General features: G+C 65.5%; 17 protein-coding genes. 9 read left to right on the top strand and 8 right to left on the bottom strand.

All coding sequences use genetic code 11. The features are described from left to right. Positions 1-4 precede the first annotated feature (4 nt). Positions 5-1,183 (top strand): cytochrome P450, encoded by a 1,179-nt coding sequence (locus AABA86_RS06355; RefSeq protein ID WP_338306214.1) that lies wholly within the window; start codon positions 5-7, stop codon positions 1,181-1,183. Between the two features lie 28 nt (positions 1,184-1,211). Here AABA86_RS06355 and AABA86_RS06350 read toward each other — a convergent pair whose 3' ends face one another. After that, positions 1,212-1,931 (bottom strand): hypothetical protein, encoded by a 720-nt coding sequence (locus AABA86_RS06350; RefSeq protein WP_338306213.1) that lies wholly within the window; start codon positions 1,929-1,931, stop codon positions 1,212-1,214. Positions 1,932-2,217: 286 nt separating this feature from the next. On the opposite strand from AABA86_RS06350, the gene AABA86_RS06345 reads away from it, so the two are divergent. Then, positions 2,218-3,141, top strand: coding sequence for an ABC transporter ATP-binding protein (locus AABA86_RS06345; RefSeq protein WP_212249927.1), 924 nt, complete (start codon positions 2,218-2,220; stop codon positions 3,139-3,141). After that, positions 3,138-3,899 carry an ABC transporter permease gene (locus AABA86_RS06340; RefSeq protein ID WP_338306212.1) on the top strand — a complete coding sequence of 254 codons (762 nt, stop codon included), beginning with the start codon at positions 3,138-3,140 and terminating at the stop codon, positions 3,897-3,899. Before AABA86_RS06345 ends, AABA86_RS06340 begins: the two co-directional genes overlap by 4 nt. Positions 3,900-3,954: 55 nt before the next feature. Here AABA86_RS06340 and AABA86_RS06335 read toward each other — a convergent pair whose 3' ends face one another. Beyond that, positions 3,955-4,278: a hypothetical protein gene (locus AABA86_RS06335; protein ID WP_212249930.1), complete on the bottom strand. Its 324-nt coding sequence runs from the start codon at positions 4,276-4,278 to the stop codon at positions 3,955-3,957. Between the two features lie 303 nt (positions 4,279-4,581). Between AABA86_RS06335 and AABA86_RS06330 the strand changes: the two genes are divergently transcribed. Next, the gene (locus AABA86_RS06330) at positions 4,582-5,379 is read left to right on the top strand and encodes a L,D-transpeptidase (protein WP_445083403.1); all 798 of its coding nucleotides are present in this window, start codon (positions 4,582-4,584) and stop codon (positions 5,377-5,379) included. Positions 5,380-5,381: 2 nt separating this feature from the next. Here the strand turns inward: AABA86_RS06330 and AABA86_RS06325 are convergent, their stop codons facing one another. After that, positions 5,382-6,644 carry a hypothetical protein gene (locus tag AABA86_RS06325; protein WP_338306210.1) on the bottom strand — a complete coding sequence of 421 codons (1,263 nt, stop codon included), beginning with the start codon at positions 6,642-6,644 and terminating at the stop codon, positions 5,382-5,384. Positions 6,645-6,774: 130 nt separating this feature from the next. On the opposite strand from AABA86_RS06325, the gene AABA86_RS06320 reads away from it, so the two are divergent. Next, positions 6,775-7,770, top strand: a complete 996-nt coding sequence (locus AABA86_RS06320; protein ID WP_338306209.1) for a glycerophosphodiester phosphodiesterase — start codon at positions 6,775-6,777, stop codon at positions 7,768-7,770. Positions 7,771-7,939: 169 nt separating this feature from the next. Here the strand turns inward: AABA86_RS06320 and AABA86_RS06315 are convergent, their stop codons facing one another. Continuing rightward, complete coding sequence (locus AABA86_RS06315) at positions 7,940-10,219, bottom strand: spermidine synthase (protein ID WP_338306208.1); 2,280 nt, start codon at positions 10,217-10,219, stop codon at positions 7,940-7,942. A gap of 229 nt (positions 10,220-10,448) precedes the next feature. Here AABA86_RS06315 and AABA86_RS06310 point away from each other — a divergent pair, with 229 nt between their 5' ends. Continuing rightward, positions 10,449-12,059 carry a phytoene desaturase family protein gene (locus AABA86_RS06310; RefSeq protein WP_338306207.1) on the top strand — a complete coding sequence of 537 codons (1,611 nt, stop codon included), beginning with the start codon at positions 10,449-10,451 and terminating at the stop codon, positions 12,057-12,059. Between the two features lie 287 nt (positions 12,060-12,346). On the opposite strand, the gene AABA86_RS06305 is transcribed toward AABA86_RS06310, so the two are convergent. Next, positions 12,347-12,502 (bottom strand): Flp family type IVb pilin, encoded by a 156-nt coding sequence (locus AABA86_RS06305; RefSeq protein ID WP_094893896.1) that lies wholly within the window; start codon positions 12,500-12,502, stop codon positions 12,347-12,349. A gap of 162 nt (positions 12,503-12,664) precedes the next feature. On the opposite strand from AABA86_RS06305, the gene AABA86_RS06300 reads away from it, so the two are divergent. Beyond that, entirely contained in the window at positions 12,665-13,552 is an 888-nt protein-coding gene (locus AABA86_RS06300; RefSeq protein WP_338306206.1) for a 50S ribosomal protein L11 methyltransferase, read from the top strand. A 94-nt stretch (positions 13,553-13,646) separates the two neighbouring features. On the opposite strand, the gene AABA86_RS06295 is transcribed toward AABA86_RS06300, so the two are convergent. Then, positions 13,647-13,826, bottom strand: a complete 180-nt coding sequence (locus AABA86_RS06295; RefSeq protein WP_028145518.1) for a hypothetical protein — start codon at positions 13,824-13,826, stop codon at positions 13,647-13,649. A gap of 186 nt (positions 13,827-14,012) precedes the next feature. Here AABA86_RS06295 and AABA86_RS06290 point away from each other — a divergent pair, with 186 nt between their 5' ends. Then, positions 14,013-15,839, top strand: a complete 1,827-nt coding sequence (locus AABA86_RS06290; RefSeq protein WP_338306205.1) for an aminopeptidase P family protein — start codon at positions 14,013-14,015, stop codon at positions 15,837-15,839. 304 nt (positions 15,840-16,143) lie between these two features. Next, the gene (locus AABA86_RS06285; RefSeq protein WP_338306204.1) at positions 16,144-17,418 is read left to right on the top strand and encodes a multidrug effflux MFS transporter; all 1,275 of its coding nucleotides are present in this window, start codon (positions 16,144-16,146) and stop codon (positions 17,416-17,418) included. 116 nt (positions 17,419-17,534) lie between these two features. Here the strand turns inward: AABA86_RS06285 and ligA are convergent, their stop codons facing one another. Next, positions 17,535-19,688 (bottom strand): NAD-dependent DNA ligase LigA, encoded by a 2,154-nt coding sequence (gene ligA, locus AABA86_RS06280; protein WP_338306203.1) that lies wholly within the window; start codon positions 19,686-19,688, stop codon positions 17,535-17,537. Positions 19,689-19,849: 161 nt separating this feature from the next. Continuing rightward, entirely contained in the window at positions 19,850-21,520 is a 1,671-nt protein-coding gene (gene recN / locus AABA86_RS06275) for a DNA repair protein RecN (protein WP_338306202.1), read from the bottom strand. Between the last annotated feature and the right edge of the window lie 10 nt (positions 21,521-21,530).

Here is a 21,530-nt window from a genome sequence, read left to right as displayed (position 1 = left end):
GATCATGAGCGGCATCGCCTCCAGTCAGGTCGACCCGTTTGCGCCTGACTTCCTGTTGGACCCCTATCCTGCCTACGCGGCGCTGCGCGCGCTCGGGCCCGTATTCGCGCTGGAGCGCTACGGCGTGTGGGCGATGGCCGGCTATGGCGAGGTCGAGCCGGCCTTGAAGGACTGGAAGACCTTCATCAGTGGCGAGGGCGTCGGGCTCAACGGGATGAACCCTGCGCTGCCAAAGCCGCTGACGCTCCAGATCGATCCGCCCGATCACGACAAGGGCCGGCGGGTCCTCGGCCGCACGCTGTCTCCGGGCGTCGCGAGGAAGCTGCGCGAGACGTTTCAGCAGGAGGCGGAGAAGAAGGTCACGGAGCTGATCGACAAAGGCACGTTCGATGCCGTCACCGATCTTGCCGAAGCCTATCCGATGAAGGTGTTTCCGGATGCGATCGGCATCCGGGCGGACGGCCGCGAGAAGCTGCTGGCCTGGAGCACATTCGTGTTCGACAGCTTTGGCCCCGAGAACGAGATGCTAGCGGCTTCACGCAAGGAAGGCCTCGCCGCCCAGAGCTGGATCATGGACTGCTGTGCGCGGGATGCGTTGCGGCCCGACAGCCTCGGCATGATGATCTACCAGGCGGCCGACGACGGCGAGATCACCGAGCACGAAGCGACCCATCTTGTGCGGCCGTTCCTCACCGCCGGGATCGACACCACCGTCAACGGCATCGGCAACACCCTGCTCGCTCTCGCCACCCATCCGGATGAATACCGCAAGCTCCACCACAGGCCGGAGCTGGCGCGCAATGCGTTCGAGGAAGGCCTGCGCTATGATTCACCGGTGCAGACGTTCTTTCGCACCACCTCGCGCGACGTCGAGATCGGCGGCGGCGTGATCCCGGCACACCGCAAGGTGCTGCTGTTCATGGCCTCCGCCAACCGCGATCCGGCACGATGGGACGGAGCCGATCGCTTCGAGGTCGAACGGACCGCGACCGGCCATGTCGGCTTCGGCGCAGGCATCCACGCCTGCGTCGGTCAGATGATCGCGCGTCTGGAAGGCGAATTGATCTTCGGCGAGCTTGCGAGGCGCGTGAAGACCATCGAGCTCACCGCAGAGCCGAAACGCAGACTCAACAATTCCCTGCGCGGCCTGGAGAGCATGCCGGTCCGCGTGACGCCCGCTTAGGCGGCATCACGCGGGAGGATGCGACGGCTCAGTTCCTTGCCGGAGCCGTTGCCGCCGCCGAGCGCGCCTGCCGCGGTGCGCCGGGCTCGGCGACCGGGACCGCCGGCGCGCGCGAGCGCATGATGGCGGCGTCGATCTCGGCGATGACGCGGCGCTGGATCGCCTCGTTCTTGTCGATCGAGATGTGGCCGACGCCGGTGCCGCGGACATCGACATTGTCGAGCTTGCCGCGGAAACCGTCGGCGCGCTTCACCGGCTCGCCGGGGCCGTCGCCGATATAGATGTTGATGTAGCGCTCGGCGCCGGTGGTGAGCTTGGTCTTGAACACGGAGTCGAGGCCGACCGCGAGCTTCACGGGCACGCCGAGATGGTTGAGCTTCGCGATCATGTCCGGCAGCGCGGTCGCGCCGGAGGAATGGCCGACCAGGACGATGGTCTTGAGCCGGCCGGCCTTGTAGGCGGTCGCGGCTTCATCGGCGAGCGAGGACCAGGAGACGAAGTTGGCGACCGTCACCGGGATGCCCTGCGCCTGGAGTCGGGCGCCGATCGTGTCGAGGCCGAGCGAGAAGATGTTGAGCACGCCACGGAGCAGATAGACGTGGGTGGTCGCGACCTGGGCCTGGCTCGGGGCCGCCCGGGCCGTGGTCGGGCTGATGGCAACAGCTGACAGCAGGAGCAGGCAGATCGCCCATACACGGAGGGCGGACAACTGGCTGGCGCCGGCGGTGTGACGGCCGTTCGGTCTCATCGGTGTTTTCCCTGGGGACATACGCTTTGCGATTGGCCGGAATCGTAGCCATGGCCTGCTCGCAGACGCAATAAAGAGCCGCGTGAATGGCAATCTTAGCCACAGCCCGTGACCATCGCGCAACACCTGCCCGAAACCTGCCACCGAAGGGCCTGTTTTGAGACCATTTTTCTTTCGCCAATTGCGGCTCGGCAAAGGCATTCCTATCTCAGGGCTCCGCTGAGCCGCCGTTCCCGGTAGGTTCCGGCCCCTCCCCAGCCTTTGCCCCTCAGCCTTACGGCCATCCATGTCCTCCATCATCTCCGTCGCCAATCTGTCGAAGACCTATGGGTCCGGCTTCAAGGCGCTCAAGAACATCAATCTCGACATCAAGCGGGGCGAGATCTTCGCGCTGCTCGGCCCGAACGGCGCCGGCAAGACCACGCTGATCTCCATCATCTGCGGCATCGCCAACCCCAGCGAAGGCAAGGTTCTGGTCGGTGGCGAGAACATCCAGACCTCCTACCGCAAGGCGCGCTCGCTGATCGGCCTCGTGCCGCAGGAATTGCACACCGACGCCTTCGAGAGCGTGTGGGCGACCGTGAGCTTCTCCCGCGGCCTGTTCGGCAAGCCCAAGAATCCTGATCATATCGAAAAGGTGCTGAAGGACCTCTCGCTCTGGGACAAGAAGGACAACAAGATCATCACGCTCTCCGGCGGCATGAAGCGTCGCGTGATGATCGCCAAAGCGCTGTCGCACGAACCGCAGATCCTGTTCCTGGACGAGCCCACCGCCGGCGTCGACGTCGAGCTGCGCAAGGGCATGTGGGAAGTGGTGCGCACCCTCCAGCAGTCCGGCGTCACCATCATCCTCACCACGCATTACATCGAGGAAGCCGAGGAGATGGCCGACCGCATCGGCGTCATCAACAAGGGCGAGATCGTGCTGATCGAGGACAAGGCGACGTTGATGCAGAAGCTCGGAAAGAAGCGGCTGACGCTGCATCTGCAGGGCAAGCTCGACGCGCTGCCGGAGAGCCTGGGGCATTACGAGCTGGAGCTCTGCGATAACGGCGCGACGCTGGTCTACGATTACGACACCAAGGGCGAGCGCACCGGCATCACCAGCCTGCTCGGCGATCTCCGCACCGCGGGCATCCGCTTCAACGATCTCGACACGACGCAATCGTCGCTCGAGGACATCTTCGTCGATCTCGTGAGGACGTCATGAACCATCGCGCCATCCGCGCCATCTACCTGTTCGAAATGGCGCGCACCTGGCGCACGCTGCTGCAAAGCATCGTCTCGCCCGTGGTCTCCACTTCGCTCTATTTCGTGGTGTTCGGCGCCGCGATCGGCTCTCGCATCAGCCAGGTCGAGGGCGTCAGCTACGGCACCTTCATCGTGCCGGGCCTGATCATGCTTTCGGTGCTGACCCAGAGCATCGCCAACGCCTCGTTCGGCATCTACTTCCCGAAATTCACCGGCACCATCTACGAGATCCTGTCGGCGCCGATCTCCTACTTCGAGATCGTGCTCGGCTATGTCGGCGCCGCCGCGACCAAGTCGATCATTTTGGGCCTGATCATCCTGGCGACAGCCGGGCTGTTCGTGCCGCTGCATATCCACCATCCGGTCTGGATGCTGGCCTTCCTGGTGCTGACGGCAGTGACGTTCAGCCTGTTCGGCTTCATCATCGGCATCTGGGCCGACGGCTTCGAGAAGCTGCAGATGATCCCGATGCTGGTGGTGACGCCGCTGACCTTCCTCGGCGGCAGCTTCTATTCCATCGACATGCTGCCGCCCACCTGGCGCACGGTGGCGCTGCTCAACCCCGTCGTCTATCTGATCTCCGGCTTCCGCTGGAGCTTTTACGAGATCGCGGACGTCAGCATGTCCGTCAGCATCGGCATGACGACGGCGTTCCTGGCGATCTGCCTGGCCGTGATCTGGTGGATTTTTCGCACCGGGTATCGGCTGAAGAATTGACCGCCGGCCTGTAGCCCGGATGGAGCGAACCGTAATCCGCGCTACGGATTTTGCGTCACCGATAACAATGGAAGCGGTGATAGCCGTCGTAATAGCCGCGGCAGCGGCGATGGCCACGGTGAGGAATGCCGAACACGCCCTCGACCGCGCCCACGGCGCCACCGACACCGGCGCCGACGACGCCTCCGACCGCACCGCCCACGGGGCCGGCAATCCGGTTGCCCTCATAAGAGCCTTCCTGGGCGCCGCGGACGATGCCCTGGGCGTGGCCGGCTTGCGGCAGCGACAACAGCGCGAGCAGGATGGCGGCGGCTGCGAACAGCAGGCGGACGGCTGAACCGGCCGGCGACGGCGCGGCGGCGATGCGGGCTTTGTTCATCTTCGATCCCAAAGGTGAATGGCGGCGAGCGCCGCCTGTCGAGGCAGGTGACCGTCAACGCACCGGGCGGCCAAATGGTTGCGCCTTTGTGACGAATTGTCGACGTTGTGAACGGGGCGCCGCTCGCGAAAATGTCAGCGCCACCGCTCGCGGCGCGGCACAAAGCGGCCTTGCTTACGCCCCGCGCCACGTTAACGATGGGCAGGCAGGCCGCTGGAACGAAAGCCGGATTGCAGGCATATTGCACGTCGGGGACGGAGAGCCGCGGCGCCTAGCGTGAACAGGCCGGAGGCCAGGATTCAAATGCGTTTCCAGATGCGTTCATTTTTTATCGCTTTCACCTCACTGATGCTTTTGAGCGCAGGCAGCGCGCAGGCCAAGGTCGAAATCACCGTCGACAAGGACAATCAGCAGATGACCGTCGCGGTCGACGGCGTCGCGCGGTATCACTGGCCGGTGTCGACCGGCATCCCCTCGCGCGAAACGCCGAACGGCGGCTTCCGCGCCTTCCGCATGGAAGAGGATCACTATTCCAAGGAATTCGACGACGCGCCGATGCCGCACGCCATCTTCTTCACCAAGGTCGGGCACGCCATCCACGGCACCGACTCGGTCGGCCGTCTCGGCTCGCCGGCGTCCCATGGTTGCGTGCGGCTGTCGCGCCAGAATGCCACGACGCTCTATGCGCTGGTTCAGCAGCAAGGCGTGCTCAACACCACCGTGACGCTGACCGGCTCGGCGCAGGTGGCGCTCGCCCGCAATCCGCGCGGCCGCACCAACAATGCAGTCGCCCGCGCGCCGCAGCAGCCTGCCGAAGAGCAGTACGCGACCACTGGCGATCCCGTGAACCTGACGCCGCCGCAGCAGCCAGCCCGTCGCTACATGCCGCAGGACGACAATTACATCTATCCCGCCGACGGCAGCGACACCGGCGCGCGCTATCCGGCACCGCGCCCGATCACACGCCCCTATGGCACGCAGGCCTATCAGCAACTGCCGCAGCCGACCTACGACCAGGGCTATGGCCAGCAGGGCACCTATTATCAGCAGCAGCAACCTCGCCAGTATTATCAGCCACGCAATTATTACTACCAGAACTGACGCTATCTGAACGCGGCGTCGCCGCGTTCGACGATCTTTCGTGCCGCATCGACGAAGGCCCGCGCGACCGGCTCGAGGATCTCGGGCCCGGTCGCCGTAAGATCATCCGAGGGCGCGTGGAAGGTACGATGGCGGCCGGCCATGCCGAGGAAGTTGGCGTAGCCCGCCGCGTGCACATCGCGGAGCTCACCGACCGCCTGCTTCTCCGTCACCAGGCGTTTTGCCGCGACCTTGGCAAAGGCCTCATCGGTCAGCGCGACCGCGGATTTGCTGAGCACGAGATAGCGCTCTTCCTCGGGCCGATCGGTGCGGGCACCTTCTGCAAAAGCGTAGCACGCGTTCGACGAACCGAAGTGAATCCACGCCAGCGTGTCCTTCGGCGCAGGCGCGCCGTGCTTCAGGAACAGCTCCATGCCGCCATGGCCGATCTCGTGGCCGGCGGTGGCGATGAAGACAAAATGCGCCGGCCATTTCTCGGCAACGATGGTGCGTGCCAGCGCGAGGAAGTTGGCAATGCCGGGGCCACGCTCGCAGACGCAGCTATACCAGCCGGTCATCGGCGTGGAGACCACGACAGTCGGCCCGCGGCCGACGCCAGTCTCGGCGATGACGTTACGGCCCGTGACATCGCGTTCGTAGTGGCCCTTGACGTCGAGGGTGACGGGCGTGCCCTCGGCGAGCGCGCGCTCGAACGTCGCTTTCGACCTGGCGCCGACCACGATCACCGGCACCGGCCAGGGCGCATCCTCCTGTGTGACATTGTAAGCGAAGCGATCATCGGCGGGATTGCCGATCATCAGCAGGATCGCTGCCGGCTTTTTCGCCGCCGCTTCAGCGATGGCCGCACGATGGGTCGGCCCCAGATAGGCACCGCGATCGAACGGCAGCTCCAACCAGAGGATCTTGCCGGCGACATCACCGTCCCGCGCAAGCGGCGCGCTGAGATGGAAGCTCGCCCGGTCTTCCGGCGGCCACCAGAATGGCGTTGCCTCGACACTGGTGCCGGCGGCTTCGGCGCTGGCCTGCTCGACGACATATTGCCGGCCTAACACGACTGATTGAAAGCTGATCACAAAGCCCGCGGCCGAAAGCTCGCCGGCAATCCAGTCGGCGGTCGCCCGATCGCCCGCAGAACCGAAGCGGTGCAGACCGAAGGAGGCATAGCGCGCCACATCCTCATAAAGACTCGCGCCCGAAAGCACGTCCCTGGCTGCCACCTGTCCGACCATGAGAACCGCCATCGCTCCGATGAAGACAAGCCGCATATGAGTGGCTCCCTGAACCCTGCTTTTTGAGGCGCAGTTTCCGCCTTCCGCGGCCGCCGTCAACCGTGAGGCTGGACGAAACGCGCCAAGATTTCATAAGCTGCTGTTTTCGCGAGCGCTGTGATCCCCGATGCCGTCACGTGCCACGACAATCCTGACCCTGCTCTCGGTTCTCATTGCAGGACAAGCCAAGGCTCTGGATATGGCTTTTGATCTCGAGGCGCATCGCGGCGGGCGGGCGCTGTTGCCGGAAAACACCCTGCCGGCCTTCGCCAACGCGCTGTCGATGGGCGTGGACACGCTGGAGCTCGACGTCGGCGTGACCGCGGACGGCGAGGTTATCGTGTCGCATGAGCGCGGACTCAATCCCGATCTCGCACGCGGCGCTGGCGGGACTTACATTGCTCCGCCCGGCACGCCCTTCGTCAAACTGCGGCTGGACGAGATCAGGACCTATGACGTCGGCCAGATCCGCCCGGACAGTGCCTATGCGAAACAGTTCCCCGACCAGCGCGCCGTGCCGGGGACCCGCATCCCCACGCTGAGCGAACTGTTCGCGCTGGTGCGAAAATCCGGCAACTCACGTGTGCGCTTCAACATCGAGACCAAGATCGATCCGAACCACCCGGACGAAACGCTCGATCCGCAAGCTTTTGTCACGAAACTGCTGGGACTGATCGAGGCCGAAACGCTTTCCGACAGGGTCATGATCCAGTCCTTCGACTGGAGAACCCTGCAGCTCGTCCAGAAGCAGGCACCGAAGATCCCGACGGTGTACCTGACGCTGCAGCGCGGCTTGGGCCAGACAGTCGCGCTGGACAAGGCCACCAACTGGACGGCGGGCTTCAGCCCGGCCGAACACGGTGGTTCGCTGCCGCGGACGATCAAGGCGGTGGGCGGTGCGATCTGGTCGCCCTATTTCGGTGACGTGACCGCCGCGCTCATCGCGGAAGCCCACGAGCTCGGATTGCGCGTCGTGGTGTGGACGGTCAACAAGCGCGAAGACATGGTGCGGATGATCGAGCTTGGCGTCGACGGGATCATTTCCGACAGGCCGGACCTGCTGCGCGACGTTGCCGGCGAGAAGGGCATGACGCTGCCGGCGGGGACGCCGGTCGCGCCGTAGCTCCCGTCTCGTGTCCCGGACGCGGCGCGGCATGAAATGACGCGACGCAGAGCCGGGACCCAGAGTTTGGGCCCCGGCTCAGCAGCGCACCGCTGAACTGGACGATGCTTCGCATCGCCAGGGAAGCGCTGCGCTGCATCCGAGGCACGGAGACGGTTGTCGTGCCGCCCTACTCCCCATTCTTCAATCGCCGGTACAGGGCGCCCAGGATGTTGGAATAGTCGTCGGTCCAGACCCGCACCCTGTCGTCGGCTTCGGTCAGCTCCCAGACCTTGGAGGACGCGAGCTTGCCGACATCGGCCTCCTCACGCGCGGAGATGACGACGTCGGTCGAGAAGATGTAGTCGCCATCGCGCCCGGAATCCTCGTTGAAGACCCAGCTCTTGAGATCGTTGGCGTCGGCGATGCCGACCACGACGGTCTCGAGATCGAGATGCCGGTTGGAGACGTGCATCACCACGGCGCCGTGCGGGGCGAGCTTGTCCTTGTAGATCTTCATCGCCTCCTCGGTGGCGAGATGGATCGGGATCGCATCCGAGGAATAGGCATCGACGATGATGAGGTCGTAGGCGCCGTCGGGCTCCTTTGCGAAGGTGAGGCGAGCATCGCCGATCACCGGTTTCATGTCCGGTAGGCAGCTCGAGATGTAGCGGAAATTCTTGGGGTCACGCGCGGCATCCACCATCGACTGGTCGATCTCGAAGAATTTCCAGTCCTCGCCGGGTTCGGCAGCACAGGCGAGCGTGCCCGATCCGACGCCGATCGCGGCGACCTTGAGCGGCGCGCCCTTGCGCTCGCGGATCGCGCTGACGGCCTGACCGATGCCGCCGTCCTTGTGATAGTAGGTGATCGGCTCGGGCCGGCCGGTGACCGGCGTGCCGTCATTGTTGCGGAAGCGTTCGGCGCCGTGGATGGTGGTGCCGTGCATCAGCACGTGGAAATATCCGCCGGGCGTCACCACGATCTTGTGCACGCCGAAGAAGCTGCGCACCGTCGTGACCCGGCCCTCGTCCGCGGGATAAACCCGGATCAACGTCAGCGCGAGCGCGACGGTGGCGAAGATCTTCCAGCGGCCGGCATTGAGCGCCAGCGCGAGCAGCGCGGCGAGCACGCCGACGGCGCCGGCGACCCAGACGCGGTGATCCTCCAGCCAGGTCGAGGCGCTGCCAGTGGTATAGGACGGCGCGACGAGCGCCACCGCGAGCGCGGCGAGCACCAGCCAGTACCATTTGACGATGCCGGCGAGACGCTCGTTCGCGGACGGCCGGCACAGAGCGGCGAGCGCGATCAGGATCGGGTATTCGGCGATCCACGAGAAGGTGAAGGGAGCAACGAGGCCAGCAAAGAGACCGCCGACCATACCGCCGAACGACAATGCTACATAGAAGCCGGTGAGATATCTGGCCGCCGGCCGGGTCCGCGCCAGCTCGCCGTGGCAGGCCATGGCAATGACGAAGAAGCAGAGTTGGTGGCCACCGAGTGTCAGCAGCAAATTCTGCTCGCCGCCGAAGGCGAGCAGGACGATGACGCCCGCGATCGCGACCGGCTGCAGCATCAGCATCCATTTGTGCGGCAGCAGCGGTCGCGACTGGAACACCACGACCCAGGTGAGCAGATACAGCGACAGCGGCAACACCCACAGCAGCGGCGCCGCCGCGACGTCGGTCGAGATGTGTGCGGTGACAGCGATGAGCAGACCCGAAGGCACCGCGGCGAGGAAGATCCAGCGCAGCCGCGTCACGATATCAGGCGCCGGCGCATTGATCTCCTCGGTCCGCGCATCGGCCATTGCGAGCTTCGGCGAGCGCAACAACAGCACGCCACAGGCGGCGATCAGGAGGATCAGCAGGCCATAACCACCGGTCCAGAACCGATTCTGCGTGTGCAGCGTGAACATCGGCTCGAGCAGGAACGGATAGGACAACAGCGCGAGGAAGCTGCCGATGTTGGAGGAGGCGTAGAGGAAGTAGGGATCGTGCCCAGCGGGATGGCCGGTGCGGACGAACCAGGCCTGCAGCAGCGGATTGTTGGCGGCAAGCGCAAAGAACGGCAGGCCGATCGAGACCACGAACAGACCGAGCAGCCAGAACGCATAGCCCGAAGCGGGGGGCTCGCCATAGGCGGAGGCAATGCCGAGCGGCAGCGTGGCGAAGGCCAGCACGAGCAACACCAGATGCACCGCCACGGGAACGACGCGGCTCTTCGCGTGCATCAACAGATGGGCATAGGCGTAGCCTGCCAGCAGCAGCGACTGAAAGAACACCATCGCCACCGACCACACCGCCGGCGAGCCGCCGAGCCGCGGCAGCACCATCTTCGTGAACAGCGGCTGCACCGAGAACAGCAGCAGCGCGCTGACGAAGATCGCAGCGGTGTAGACCGTCAGCAGCAGCCGGTTGCGCGAGGACGACGGCTGCTCCGTGGCGGCAGGTTGCACGATCGAATCCATGGAAGCTCCAGCCTACATTCTCCGGCGGGCGCCGGACGCGCGCAATGGAGCACAAGGCGCCTGAACGGGCAATAAAGGCACGCGTGATGTTGCAGCGGCGATTGCTTGATATAGAGATGTCATTCCGGGGCGCCTCGAAGAGGCGAACCCGGAACCTCGAGATTCTCCGGTGCGGAGCCCGCACCATAGTTCGATGCTTTGCATCGCCCCGGAATGACACCAGGGAATTATGAGCGAAACCGACGTCCTCATCATCGGCGCTGGCCACAACGGCCTCACCTGCGCGGCCTATCTCGCGAGCGCGGGCCTGCGCGTGCGCGTGGTCGAGCGCCGCAAGGTGGTCGGCGGCGCCGCGGTGACTGAGGAGTTTCACCCCGGATTCCGCAATTCGGTCGCAGCCTACACTGTGAGCCTGCTCAATCCGCAGGTGACCCGTGATCTCAAGCTCGCCGAGCAGGGCCTGCGCATCGTCGAACGGCGCGCCCAGAATTTCCTGCCCGCGCCGGACGGCAGCTATCTCTTGACCGGCGAAGGACGGACGAAAGCATCAGTCGCGCGGCTGAGCGCGCATGACGCAGGTGCGCTCGACGGATTTTCGCGCGAGCTGGAGGACATCGCCGACGTGCTCAGGCAGTTCGTGCTCCGCCCGCCGCCGAACCTCGTCGACGGTTTTGGCACAGCGGCCGTCCGTGAAGGCGTCAACGCCTGGAAGACCGCCAACATTCTGCGCGGCCTCACGCTGGAACAGAGCCGCAGCCTGCTCGATCTCTTCACCCGCTCGGCCGGCGAGATGCTGGACGAGCGCTTCGAGCATGATCTGGTCAAGGCCCTGTTCGGCTTCGACGCCATCGTCGGCAACTATGCCAGCCCCTACGCCGCCGGCTCGGCCTATGTGATGCTGCATCACGCCTTCGGCGAGGTGAACGGCAAGAAGGGGGTCTGGGGCCACGCCATCGGCGGCATGGGCGCGATCACGCAGGCGATGGCGCGCACGGCACGCGATCGGGGCGTTGTGATCGACACCGACGCGGGCGTCCGCGAGATCATCGTCGAGCGCGACCGCGCCGTCGGCGTCGTGCTGGAGAACGGCTCAGCCATCCGCGCCAAATATGTCGCGGCCAATGTCAATCCAAAGCTGCTCTACACGCACCTGATCGCAGCCGACGCCCTTCCTGCGGACTTCCTCGCTCGCATCCGGCACTGGAAGAACGGCTCCGGCACCTTCCGCATGAACGTTGCGCTGGACCGCCTGCCCTCCTTCACGGCGCTGCCGGGCGACGGCGATCATCTCAGCTCCGGCATCATCCTGGCGCCAAGCCTCGGCTACATGGACCGCGCCTGGCTCGATGCGCGGGCGCAGGGCTGGAGCAGGTCACCCGTCGTCGAGATGCTGATCCCCTCGACGCTCGACGACACGCTGGCGCCTGCGGGAAAGCACGTCGCCAGCCTGTTCTGCCAGCACGTCGCGCCGGAGCTTCCCGACGGAAAGTCTTGGGACGACCATCGCGAAGAGGTCGCCGATCTCATGATCGCGACGGTGGATAAATACGCGCCGGGTTTTGCGGCGAGCGTGCTGGGCCGCCAGATCCTGTCCCCCCTCGATCTCGAACGGCAGTTCGGCCTTCTCGGTGGCGATATCTTCCATGGCGCGCTGACGCTGAACCAACTGTTCTCGGCGCGGCCGATGCTCGGCCATGCCGATTATCGCGGGCCGTTGAGGGGCCTCTACCATTGCGGCTCCGGCGCCCATCCCGGCGGCGGCGTCACCGGCGCGCCCGGCCATAACGCCGCGCAGGTGATCTTGAGAGATCACCGGTCGCTGTTCGGAAGCCGTGGATAGGTCTGTGGATGAGCTGTGGACTGGCTGTTGAACGGCCTGGGGTCAGACCGAGGATGCACGGGCCAGAACGTCGGACCGAGCCTTGGGGAAAGGCGGTGGAAAATCGCAGGGCAAATCGCGGGAAAAGCGGGTGGATGGCATCCCGGCAAGCGGTGGACAATTTGTGAAAATCCACTGAGAACGCGCGCCCGAAAACGACCTCGCCCGCGAGGGGAAACCCCTTGCGGGCGGTGATCAGGAATAGCCTTTGAAGAAAAACAGCCCCCGCTGGGAGATGGAGGCGGAAATTACTTCAAGGAGGTGCTAATCGACGTGAACTTGTCGTTCAGGGTGACGCCCAGGCTGTTCACCACGGTGATGATCGCCAGAGCGATACCTGCGGCAATCAGGCCGTACTCGATCGCGGTTGCACCGGACTCGTCCGACCAGAACTTTTGAACCATGCTCTTCAAAACTCGTCTCCGTTTCAATTCCAAGCTGTGTTGGTTGGCTTCGACACCCGAAAATATACGGGCGCAACCTGCAGCCCGGTTAACCCGGGAACCGCAACTTATGCGGAAAATTGGCGACGAAAGTTCCAAAAATTGAACTCAACGGAACCCTGAATGCAGCCTTCTCCTACCCATCGCGCCAGCTTTTCGATCGGCAGCGAGGCCGACGCCAGGCGCGTCGTCGACGTGCTCACCGAGGTGTTTTTCGACGGCGATGCGGCGGTTGCCGCCTTCGAGCGGCCGGACGGACCATGGGACGTCACGCTCCATTTCGCCGAGGCGCCCGATCAGGCTTGGCTCCGCGAACTCGTTGCAAATTCAGCAGGAAATGCGATTGCCGCGACGCTTCTGTTCGACACCGTCGAGGCCAAGGACTGGGTCAAGGCCAGCTTGGAAGATCTCGTCCCGGTGCCGGCCGGGCGCTTCGTCGTGCACGGCAGCCATGACCGCGACCGTGTGGCGCCGAACAAGCTCGCCATCGAGATCGAGGCGGCGCTTGCCTTCGGCACCGGCCACCACGGCACCACCCGTGGCTGTTTACTGCTGCTTGACCATGTCCTGAAGAGTTCCCGCCCGAGGAACCTGCTCGACCTCGGCACTGGAACCGGCGTCCTCGGCATCGCGGCGGCGAAGGCGCTGCATCGCGCGGTGCTCGCCTCCGACATCGACCCGCCGTCGGTGCGGGTGGCGGCCGAGAACGCGGTGCTGAACGAGGTCGGCAACCAGGTCCGGGTCATCCGCGCCACCGGCTTCGCCGCGCCGGATTTCGGAAAGGCCGGTCCGTTCGACCTGGTGCTGGCCAACATCCTCGCCAACCCGCTCAGGCAATTGGCGGGCCCGATGGTGCGGCATCTCGCGTCCGGCGCCCACGTCATCCTCTCCGGCCTGTTGACGCACCAGGCCCCCGCCGTCATCGCCGCCTATCGCGCGCGCGGCCTCGTGCCGTTGAAGCATCTGCGGATCGAGGGGTGGAGCAGCCTGTTGCTGCGGAATATCTCGTAGGGCGGATTAGCGAAGCGTAATCCGCCAATGCATGCGGCACCAAAGCGGTGGGTTACGCCTTCGGCTAACCCACCCTACGGCATCATCGATGCCGCTACTCTGCTGCCTTCTCATCCCGCTGCAGCGCGCGCTCATCCTGCAAGGTACGCTTCGCGCGGCGCTCGGCGATACGATCGATCATCTGGCGCATGACGCCGCGCGGCTTCTTCGGAGCCGCCGCAGTCGGGGTGCGACGCACCGGCGGCGTAATCTTCTCAAACGTGAACGCTGGCATCGTGTGTCCCCTCGCCATTGAGATGAACCACCTGCTCGAATTTCCCTGTCATCCGGACGAAGCGCAACTGCCGCATCCTTTACTCCACTCAATTCGAATGGAACCATTCAAGCACAGTCCATGCCAGATGCGACTCGAATGCGTCCAGATTGCGGACTCGTCCCCATGATCCTAAAGTGATCCACCATGTTCGAAGCACACTTCCAGACATTCGAGGAGCCGGAGGCTGGCGTCGCATTGACGGCACGGCTCGCCGCACTTCGCGAAGAACTCGCCCGCCGCAAGCTGACCGGCTTCGTGATCCCGCGCGCCGATCAGCAGCAGAACGAATATGTGCCGCCATCGGAAGAGCGGCTGGCCTGGCTGACCGGTTTCACGGGCTCGGCGGGCCTCGCGGTGGTGCTGACCCAGGAGGCCGCATTGTTCGTCGACGGCCGCTACACGCTTCAGGCCGCCAAGCAGGTCGATGCAAAGGCCTGGGCCGTGGAATCGCTGATCGACCCGCCGCCGGAGAGCTGGGTGTCCGCGCATCTGAAAGCCGGTGACCGCCTCGGATTTGATCCGTGGCTGCACACTTTTGTGGCAGCCGAGCGCCTGTCCGCCGCCTGCGCCAAGGCCGGCGCCGAGTTGGTCGCGGTCGACAGCAATCCGGTGGATGCAATCTGGCAGGACCGGCCGCAGCCGCCGCTTGCCCCCGTCGCCGTGCACAGCCTGCAGAATGCCGGCGTCACTGAAGCCGAGAAGCTGACGCAGATCAGAACCGAGATCGGCAAGCTCGGCGCCGACGCGCTGGTGCTGTCAGACAGCCACGCGGTGGCCTGGACCTTCAACATCCGCGGCGCCGACGTCGCCCACACGCCGCTGCCGCTGTCCTATGCGCTGGTGCCGAAGGACGGCCGCCCAACCATCTTCATCGACCACCGAAAACTCTCCAACCTGACGCGCGACCATCTCGAGCAGTCCGCCGACGTGCGCGAGCCCGATGCGATGGCGCCGACGCTGATGGCGCTCGCCAAGAGCGGCGGATCGATTGCACTCGACAGCGCCACCGCAGCCGACGCGCTCAGCCGGTTGATCTCGGGCGCCGGCGGCAAGCCGGTGCGCGGCAGCGATCCGATTGCACTGCTCAAGGCGGTCAAGAACGCGACCGAGATCAAGGGCACGCAGACGGCGCATCGGCGCGACGCCGTGGCGCTGGCGCGCTTTCTCGCCTTCATCGACCGCGAGGCCGCAAGCGGCAAGCTCACCGAGATCGACGCGGTCGAGGCGCTGGAGACATTCCGCCGCGACACCGGCGCGCTCAGGGACGTGTCGTTTCCCACCATCTCGGGCACCGGCCCGAACGGCGCCATCGTGCACTACCGCGTCACCCGCAAGAGCAACCGACGGATCGCACCCGGCGACCTGCTGCTGATCGATTCCGGCGCGCAGTACGAAGACGGCACCACGGACGTCACCCGGACCATGGCCGTGGGCGAGCCGACGGACGAGATGCGCGACCGCTTCACCCGCGTGCTGCGCGGCCATATCGCGATCGCGCGCGCGGTCTTTCCGGACGGCACTACCGGCGCGCAGCTCGACACGCTGGCGCGGCAATATCTCTGGGCCGCCGGCGTCGATTTCGAGCACGGCACCGGTCACGGCGTCGGCAGCTATCTCTCGGTGCACGAAGGGCCGGCGCGGATCTCGAAGCTCGGTACCACGCCGCTGAAGCGCGGCATGATCCTCTCCAACGAGCCCGGCTACTACAAGACCGACGGTTTCGGCATCCGCATCGAGAACCTCGAGCTGGTGGTGGCCGCCGACATCAAGGGCGCCGAGAAGCCCATGAACGCGTTCGAGACGCTGACGCTGGCGCCGATCGACCGGCGGCTGATCGATGTGGCGATGCTGAGCCGCGACGAGCTCGGCTGGCTCAATGCCTATCACGCGCGCGTCCGGGCCGAGGTGCGGCCGGCGCTGGACGAAGCAACCGGGACCTGGCTCGATCAGGCGACGGCGGAGCTGACGTAGCGCGCATGGCGCTACGCGATTTGCGCAAGGCTGCTTCCCCCACAACAGCTGTCATGCCCCGCGAGAAGGCGGGGCATCCAGTACGCCGTGGCCCCCCCCGTATGAAGCTGCTGCCTCTGGAATACTGGATTCCCCGCCTTCGCGGGGAATGACACCGCTTTTGTAGCGCGAGCAATGCGCCGATCGGCCACCATCGCACCCTCATCATAACCATCCCGGAATCCGTATAGCCGCATTCCGAAACGCCGATATCCGTCTTGCGCGAGCGCGCTACAGTCGATTCGAACTCGAAAGATGGACACGCATGCACGGCATGATCAGCAAACCGCCGGGTGCGGCGACCAACCTCGCGACGTCGCGCCTGGTGCTGCTGTTGCTGGTCGTGATGACCGGGATCGCGCCGATCTCGCTTTACATCCTGGTTCCGGCGCTGCCGGTGCTGGCGACGAATTTCGGCAGCGACATCTCGATCGCGCAGATGACGGTGTCGCTCTACATGGTCGGCATCGCGCTGTCGCAGCTCATCATGGGACCGCTGTCGGACCGGTTCGGACGGCGTCCGGTGCTGCTCGGAGGGCTGGCGCTGATGGTCGTGGCCAGCGTCGCGTGCCTCTTCGCCGAGACCTTGCCGCAATTGATTGCCGCGCGCTTTTTCCAGGCGCTCGGCGGCGCCTCCGGCATGGTGGTCAGCCGCGCCATCATCCGCGACATCTACGAGCGCGACCGCGTCGCCTCGATGATCAGCCTCGTGGTCGCCGCGCTGATGATCGGGCAGATGGTGTCCCCGCTCACCGGCGGCCTGATCGAGACCGCGTTCGGCTGGCGCGCGATCTTCTACGCCATCACCATCGCCGCGATCATTGTCGCCGCCGGCATCGCGGTGGCGCTGCCCGAAACGCGGCGCAGCCGTGCCGCCGGCAGCGGCTTCCGTGGCGACGTCGGCATCCTGATCCGCAACCGCGCCTTCGTCGGCTATGTGATGTGCCAGGTGCTGGCCTCGCAGATCATCTTCACTTTCGCAGGCGGCGGCCCCTACATCGTGGTGACGCAGATGGGCCGGACCAGCGCCGAATACGGCGCCTGGTTCGCGACCACAGGCTTTGCGTTTCTCGTCGGAAATCTGCTCTGCGTACGCTTTGCGCCGCGGCATTCGCTGGAAAAGCTGATCTGGTTCGGGCTCGCCCTCCAGCTCGCCGGCAGCCTTGCGAACCTGCTGTGGAGTTTGATCGGCTGGAACGAGGCCCCGGCCTGGCTGTTCGGCACGCAGATGATCGTGATGGCCGGCAATGCCTTCGTGATGGCGAATTCAGCCGCCGGCGCCATCAGCATCCGCCCCGAGGCCGCCGGCACCGCCTCCGGCACGATGGGCTTTCTCCAGCAGGGCATCGGCGCACTGATGTCGCAATTCGGCGCCTATCTCGGCGGCCACTCCGCAACGACGTTGCCGCTCACCGCCGCAGTCCTCGCGATCTCGCTGCTCTGCGCCTGCGTGATGATCTTCGTCGTCCCCCGCCGCGAAGTGGTGGTGAGCGAGGCACTGATCGAGCAGGCGGAGGAGGAAGAGAGCGGGATGATGTGAGGTCGGCGCGCCCTCTCCCCGTCATTGCGAGCGCAGCGAAGCAATCCAGGCTGTTACCGCGGAAAGATCCTGGATTGCTTCGTCGCAAGGGCTCCTCGCAATGACGGGGAGAGACCTCACTCTCCGATCAGCGTCAGCCACTCGTCCTCGGTCAGCACCTTGACGCCGTGCTTGTTGGCCTCCGCCAGTTTCGAGCCCGCGCCGGGGCCGGCGACCACGAGATCGGTCTTCTTCGAGACCGAGCCCGACACCTTTGCCCCGAGCCGCTCGGCAGTGGCCTTGGCCTCGTCGCGCGTCATCTTCTCCAGCGAGCCCGTGAACACCACGGTCTTGCCGGCGACGGCGGAATTGCTCTTCGGCTTCTCGGCGTCGACGATCTCGACTTCCTTGGTCAGCCGCTCGACGATGCCGCGGTTGTGGCTCTCGCCGAAATAATCGGCGATGCTCTTGATCACGGTGTCGCCGATCTGGTCCAGCGCGTCCATCTCGGCCATCGCCTCCTCGTCGCCCTTGGCGACCTTGAGGCAGGCGTCGTGGAAGGCGTCCCACGAACCGTAGCCACGTGCCAGCGCCAGCGCCGTGGTCTCGCCGACATGGCGCATGCCGAGCGCATAGACGAAGCGCTCCAGCGCGATTTTTCGCCGGCTCTCGATGGCACCGAACAGGTTGCGCACCGAGGTGGCGCCGTAGCCCTCGATCTCCTCGAGCTTGAGCTTCGAGTTGCGCTTCTCCAGCGTGAAGATGTCGGCGGGCTCCTTGACCCATCCCTCGTCGAAGAAATACTGCAGCTGCTTCTCGCCGAGACCGTCGATGTCGAAAGCACGGCGCGAGACGAACAACTTGAGATGCTCGATCTTCTGATAGGGGCAGGCGAACTCGCCGCTGCAGCGGGCGCGGGATTCCTCTTCGCCGGCGGCGGTCTCGCCGCGTACGACGTCGGTGTGCAGCGGGCACGGGCACTTCTTCGGGAAAGAGAACTCCTTGGCGCTCTTCGGTCGCTTGTCGAGGACGACGTCGACGATCTGCGGGATCACGTCGCCGGCGCGCTGGACCACGACGGTGTCGCCGATCCTGATATCGCGTCCCTCGCGCAGCACCTCGCCCTTGTTGCCGATGCCCTTGATGTAATCCTCGTTGTGCAGCGTGACGTTCTGCACGATCACGCCGCCGACGCCGACCGGCTCGAGCTTGCCGACCGGCGTGAACGAGCCGGTGCGGCCGACCTGGATCTCGATGTCGCGCAGCACCGTCATGGCCCGCTCGGCCGGGAATTTGTGCGCGATGCCCCAGCGCGGCGTGCGCGAGACGAAGCCGAGCCGTTCCTGCCAGTCGATGCGGTCGACCTTGTAGACGACGCCATCGATGTCGTAGTCGAGCTCGGCGCGCTCTTCCTCGATGCTCTGGTGAAACGCGACCAGCTCCTCGACGGAGTGGCACAGCCTGGTCAGCGGATTGGTCTTGAAGCCGCAGCGCTCGAACCAGCCGATCATGCCGCTCTGCGTCGCTTCCGGCATCGTGCTCATCTCGCCCCAGGCATAGGCGAAGAAGCCGAGAGGGCGCGAGGCGGTGATGGTCGGGTCCTTCTGCCGGAGCGAGCCCGCAGCCGAATTGCGCGGATTGGCGAAGATGGTGTCGCCCGCCGCCTTCTGCCGCTCGTTGAGCGCGAGGAACGCCTTCTTGGTCATGTAGACCTCGCCGCGCACCTCGCAGATATCGGGGATGTTCCGGCCCTTCAGCTTCTGCGGCACGTCTTCGAGGGTGCGGATGTTCGCGGTGACATCCTCGCCGACCGCACCGTCCCCGCGCGTCGCGGCGGTGACCAGCTCGCCGCCCTCGTAACGCAGCGACATCGAGAGGCCGTCGATCTTCGGCTCGGCGGAGAAATCGACCTTGTCGTCGTCGAGCTTCAGGAAGCGCACGATGCGGCCGACGAAGTCGCGCACGTCCTCTTCCGCAAAGGCGTTGTCGAGCGACAGCATCGGAACGGAATGCCGGACTTTCCTGAAGCGACCTGACGGCGCCGCGCCGACTTTTTGCGAGGGCGAGTCCGCGGTGACGAATTCAGGAAAGCGCTTCTCGATCGCGTTGAAGCGCTGGCGCAGCGCGTCGTACTCGGCGTCGGTGACAGTGGGCGCGTCCTCCTGGTAGTAGCGCTCGTTATGCCCCTCGATCTCGAGCGCCAGCCGCATGTGCTCGACCTTGGCCTGCGCCTTGGTGAGGTCGGCGACGTCGCGAAGCGGTGTTGCTTTGGATTTTGCTGCTCTGGCCATGGTGCTTGGATACGACGGAGCGGGCGGAAGGGTAAAGATGGGCGGAGGTCTTGTTCCCCGGACGCAGTGCAGCGCTTCTTCAGCGGTGCACTGCTGAGCCGGGGCCCATGCAGCGGCATTCTGGGTCCCGGCTCGCGCTATGCGCGTCCGGGACCCGAGGTCTAACTTGCCGCCTTGAGCAGCCGTTCCGCCGCCGCCCTCGCCTCGGCCGTGATCTCGGCGCCGGCGAGCATGCGGGCGATTTCCTCGCGGCGGTGGTCGGCGGCCAGCGCATTGACGCGGGTGGCGACGCGCTTGCCCTTGTCGAGGGCGTCCTTGGAGATCAGGAGGTGCTGGTCAGCGCGGGCGGCGACTTGCGGGGCGTGGGTCACGGCCATCACCTGCACCTTGCCGGCAAGCCGCGCCAGGCGTCCGCCGATGGCGTCGGCGACCGCACCGCCCACGCCGGTGTCGATTTCGTCGAACACCAGCGTCGGCGCCGAGCCGCGGTCGGACAGCACGACCTTGAGCGCCAGCAGGAAGCGCGACAGCTCGCCGCCCGAGGCAACCTTCATCATCGGTCCTGGCTTGGTGCCCGGATTGGTCTGCACCCAGAACTCGACGCGGTCGAAGCCTTGCGGTCCCGGAGCTGCCTCATCGGTCGCGACCTGGGTCATGAACTTTGCGCGTTCGAGCTTGAGCGGCGCCAGCTCGGCGTTGACCGCCTTGTTGAGCTTCTCCGCCGATTTCTGCCGCACCAGCGACAGCTTCTTGGCGGCGGCGGCATAGCGGCTATCTGCCTCGATCGCGGCCTGCTCCAGCTTTTTCAGCCGTGAGGCGCCGGCATCGATCAGCACGACGTCGGCGGCATATTTGGCGGCCAGCGCAGCAAGCCCGTCGACCGGTGTGGAATATTTGCGCGAGGCGGCCCTCAGCGCGAACAGGCGCTCCTCGATACGTTCGAGCTCGGCCGGATCGAAATCGGTCGCGGCGAGTGCCGCCTGCAGATGCTGGTCGGCCTCCTCCAGCGCGTTGATCGCCATATCGATCGCCTTCACCGCGGGCTCGACCAGCGCCGGCGAATTGACGCCGCGGCGCTCCAGCCGGCGCACCGCCGCCGACAGCGTCGAGACCGGCGAATGGTGGCCACCGACAGCCTCCTGCGCCTCGCGCAGATCGGAGGCGATCTTCTCGCCCTGCATCATGGTGGTGCGGCGGTTGGCGAGCGAGGTTTCCTCGCCGTCCTTGGGCGCAAGCTGCTTCAGCTCGGCGGAAGCATGGCGCAGATAGTCGGCCTCGCGCGCAGCGCGCTCCATGCCGGCGCGATGATCCTCCAGCGCGGTATTGGCAGTCCGGCGTGCATCCCAGAGCGATTCGACCGCGGCAACGTCCTTCTCCAGGCCGGCGAACGCGTCGAGCAGGCGGCGGTGGGTGGCGGCATCGACCAGCGCGCGTTCGTCGTGCTGGCCGTGGATCTCGACCAGGGCGGCGCCGACCGCCTTCAGCGTCTGCACGCTGATCGACTGGTCGTTGATGAAGGCCCGGGTGCGGCCGTCGGCGAGTTGCACGCGGCGCAAGATCATCTCGCCGGTGTCCTCCAGGCCGTTCTCGGCAAGGATCTTCGTCGCGGGGTGATTCTTGGGGACATCGAACACGGCAGTCACCTGCCCCTGCTCCACGCCGTGGCGCACGAGGCCGGCGTCGCCGCGGCCGCCGAGCGCGAGCGCAAAGGCATCGAGCAGGATGGATTTGCCCGCACCGGTTTCGCCGGTCAAAACCGCGAGGCCGGTGGCGAATTCGATATCGAGCCGTTCGATCAGGACGATGTCACGGATCGACAGACGCGCCAGCATGGAACCAAAT

Origin of the sequence: Bradyrhizobium sp. TM233 (assembly GCF_036247965.1) — a bacterium.
Classification (GTDB): domain Bacteria; phylum Pseudomonadota; class Alphaproteobacteria; order Rhizobiales; family Xanthobacteraceae; genus Bradyrhizobium; species Bradyrhizobium ottawaense.
Note: the sequence above shows the minus strand (reverse complement) of the source record. Positions and strands in the feature narration are given on the sequence as shown.

Excerpts from the sequence above, each read along its gene's own strand:
- AABA86_RS06350 (WP_338306213.1), bottom strand. The coding sequence starts at position 1,931 with ATGAGACCGAACGGCCGTCACACCGCCGGCGCCAGCCAGTTGTCCGCC.
- AABA86_RS06340 (WP_338306212.1), top strand. The coding sequence starts at position 3,138 with ATGAACCATCGCGCCATCCGCGCCATCTACCTGTTCGAAATGGCGCGC.
- AABA86_RS06295 (WP_028145518.1), bottom strand. The coding sequence starts at position 13,826 with ATGCCAGCGTTCACGTTTGAGAAGATTACGCCGCCGGTGCGTCGCACC.
- AABA86_RS06290 (WP_338306205.1), top strand. The coding sequence starts at position 14,013 with ATGTTCGAAGCACACTTCCAGACATTCGAGGAGCCGGAGGCTGGCGTC.
- AABA86_RS06310 (WP_338306207.1), top strand. The coding sequence starts at position 10,449 with ATGAGCGAAACCGACGTCCTCATCATCGGCGCTGGCCACAACGGCCTC.
- AABA86_RS06305 (WP_094893896.1), bottom strand. The coding sequence starts at position 12,502 with ATGGTTCAAAAGTTCTGGTCGGACGAGTCCGGTGCAACCGCGATCGAG.
- recN (WP_338306202.1), bottom strand. The coding sequence starts at position 21,520 with ATGCTGGCGCGTCTGTCGATCCGTGACATCGTCCTGATCGAACGGCTC.
- AABA86_RS06285 (WP_338306204.1), top strand. The coding sequence starts at position 16,144 with ATGCACGGCATGATCAGCAAACCGCCGGGTGCGGCGACCAACCTCGCG.
- AABA86_RS06345 (WP_212249927.1), top strand. The coding sequence starts at position 2,218 with ATGTCCTCCATCATCTCCGTCGCCAATCTGTCGAAGACCTATGGGTCC.
- AABA86_RS06325 (WP_338306210.1), bottom strand. The coding sequence starts at position 6,644 with ATGCGGCTTGTCTTCATCGGAGCGATGGCGGTTCTCATGGTCGGACAG.
- AABA86_RS06335 (WP_212249930.1), bottom strand. The coding sequence starts at position 4,278 with ATGAACAAAGCCCGCATCGCCGCCGCGCCGTCGCCGGCCGGTTCAGCC.
- AABA86_RS06315 (WP_338306208.1), bottom strand. The coding sequence starts at position 10,219 with ATGGATTCGATCGTGCAACCTGCCGCCACGGAGCAGCCGTCGTCCTCG.
- AABA86_RS06355 (WP_338306214.1), top strand. The coding sequence starts at position 5 with ATGAGCGGCATCGCCTCCAGTCAGGTCGACCCGTTTGCGCCTGACTTC.
- AABA86_RS06330 (WP_445083403.1), top strand. The coding sequence starts at position 4,582 with ATGCGTTTCCAGATGCGTTCATTTTTTATCGCTTTCACCTCACTGATG.
- AABA86_RS06300 (WP_338306206.1), top strand. The coding sequence starts at position 12,665 with ATGCAGCCTTCTCCTACCCATCGCGCCAGCTTTTCGATCGGCAGCGAG.
- AABA86_RS06320 (WP_338306209.1), top strand. The coding sequence starts at position 6,775 with ATGCCGTCACGTGCCACGACAATCCTGACCCTGCTCTCGGTTCTCATT.
- ligA (WP_338306203.1), bottom strand. The coding sequence starts at position 19,688 with ATGGCCAGAGCAGCAAAATCCAAAGCAACACCGCTTCGCGACGTCGCC.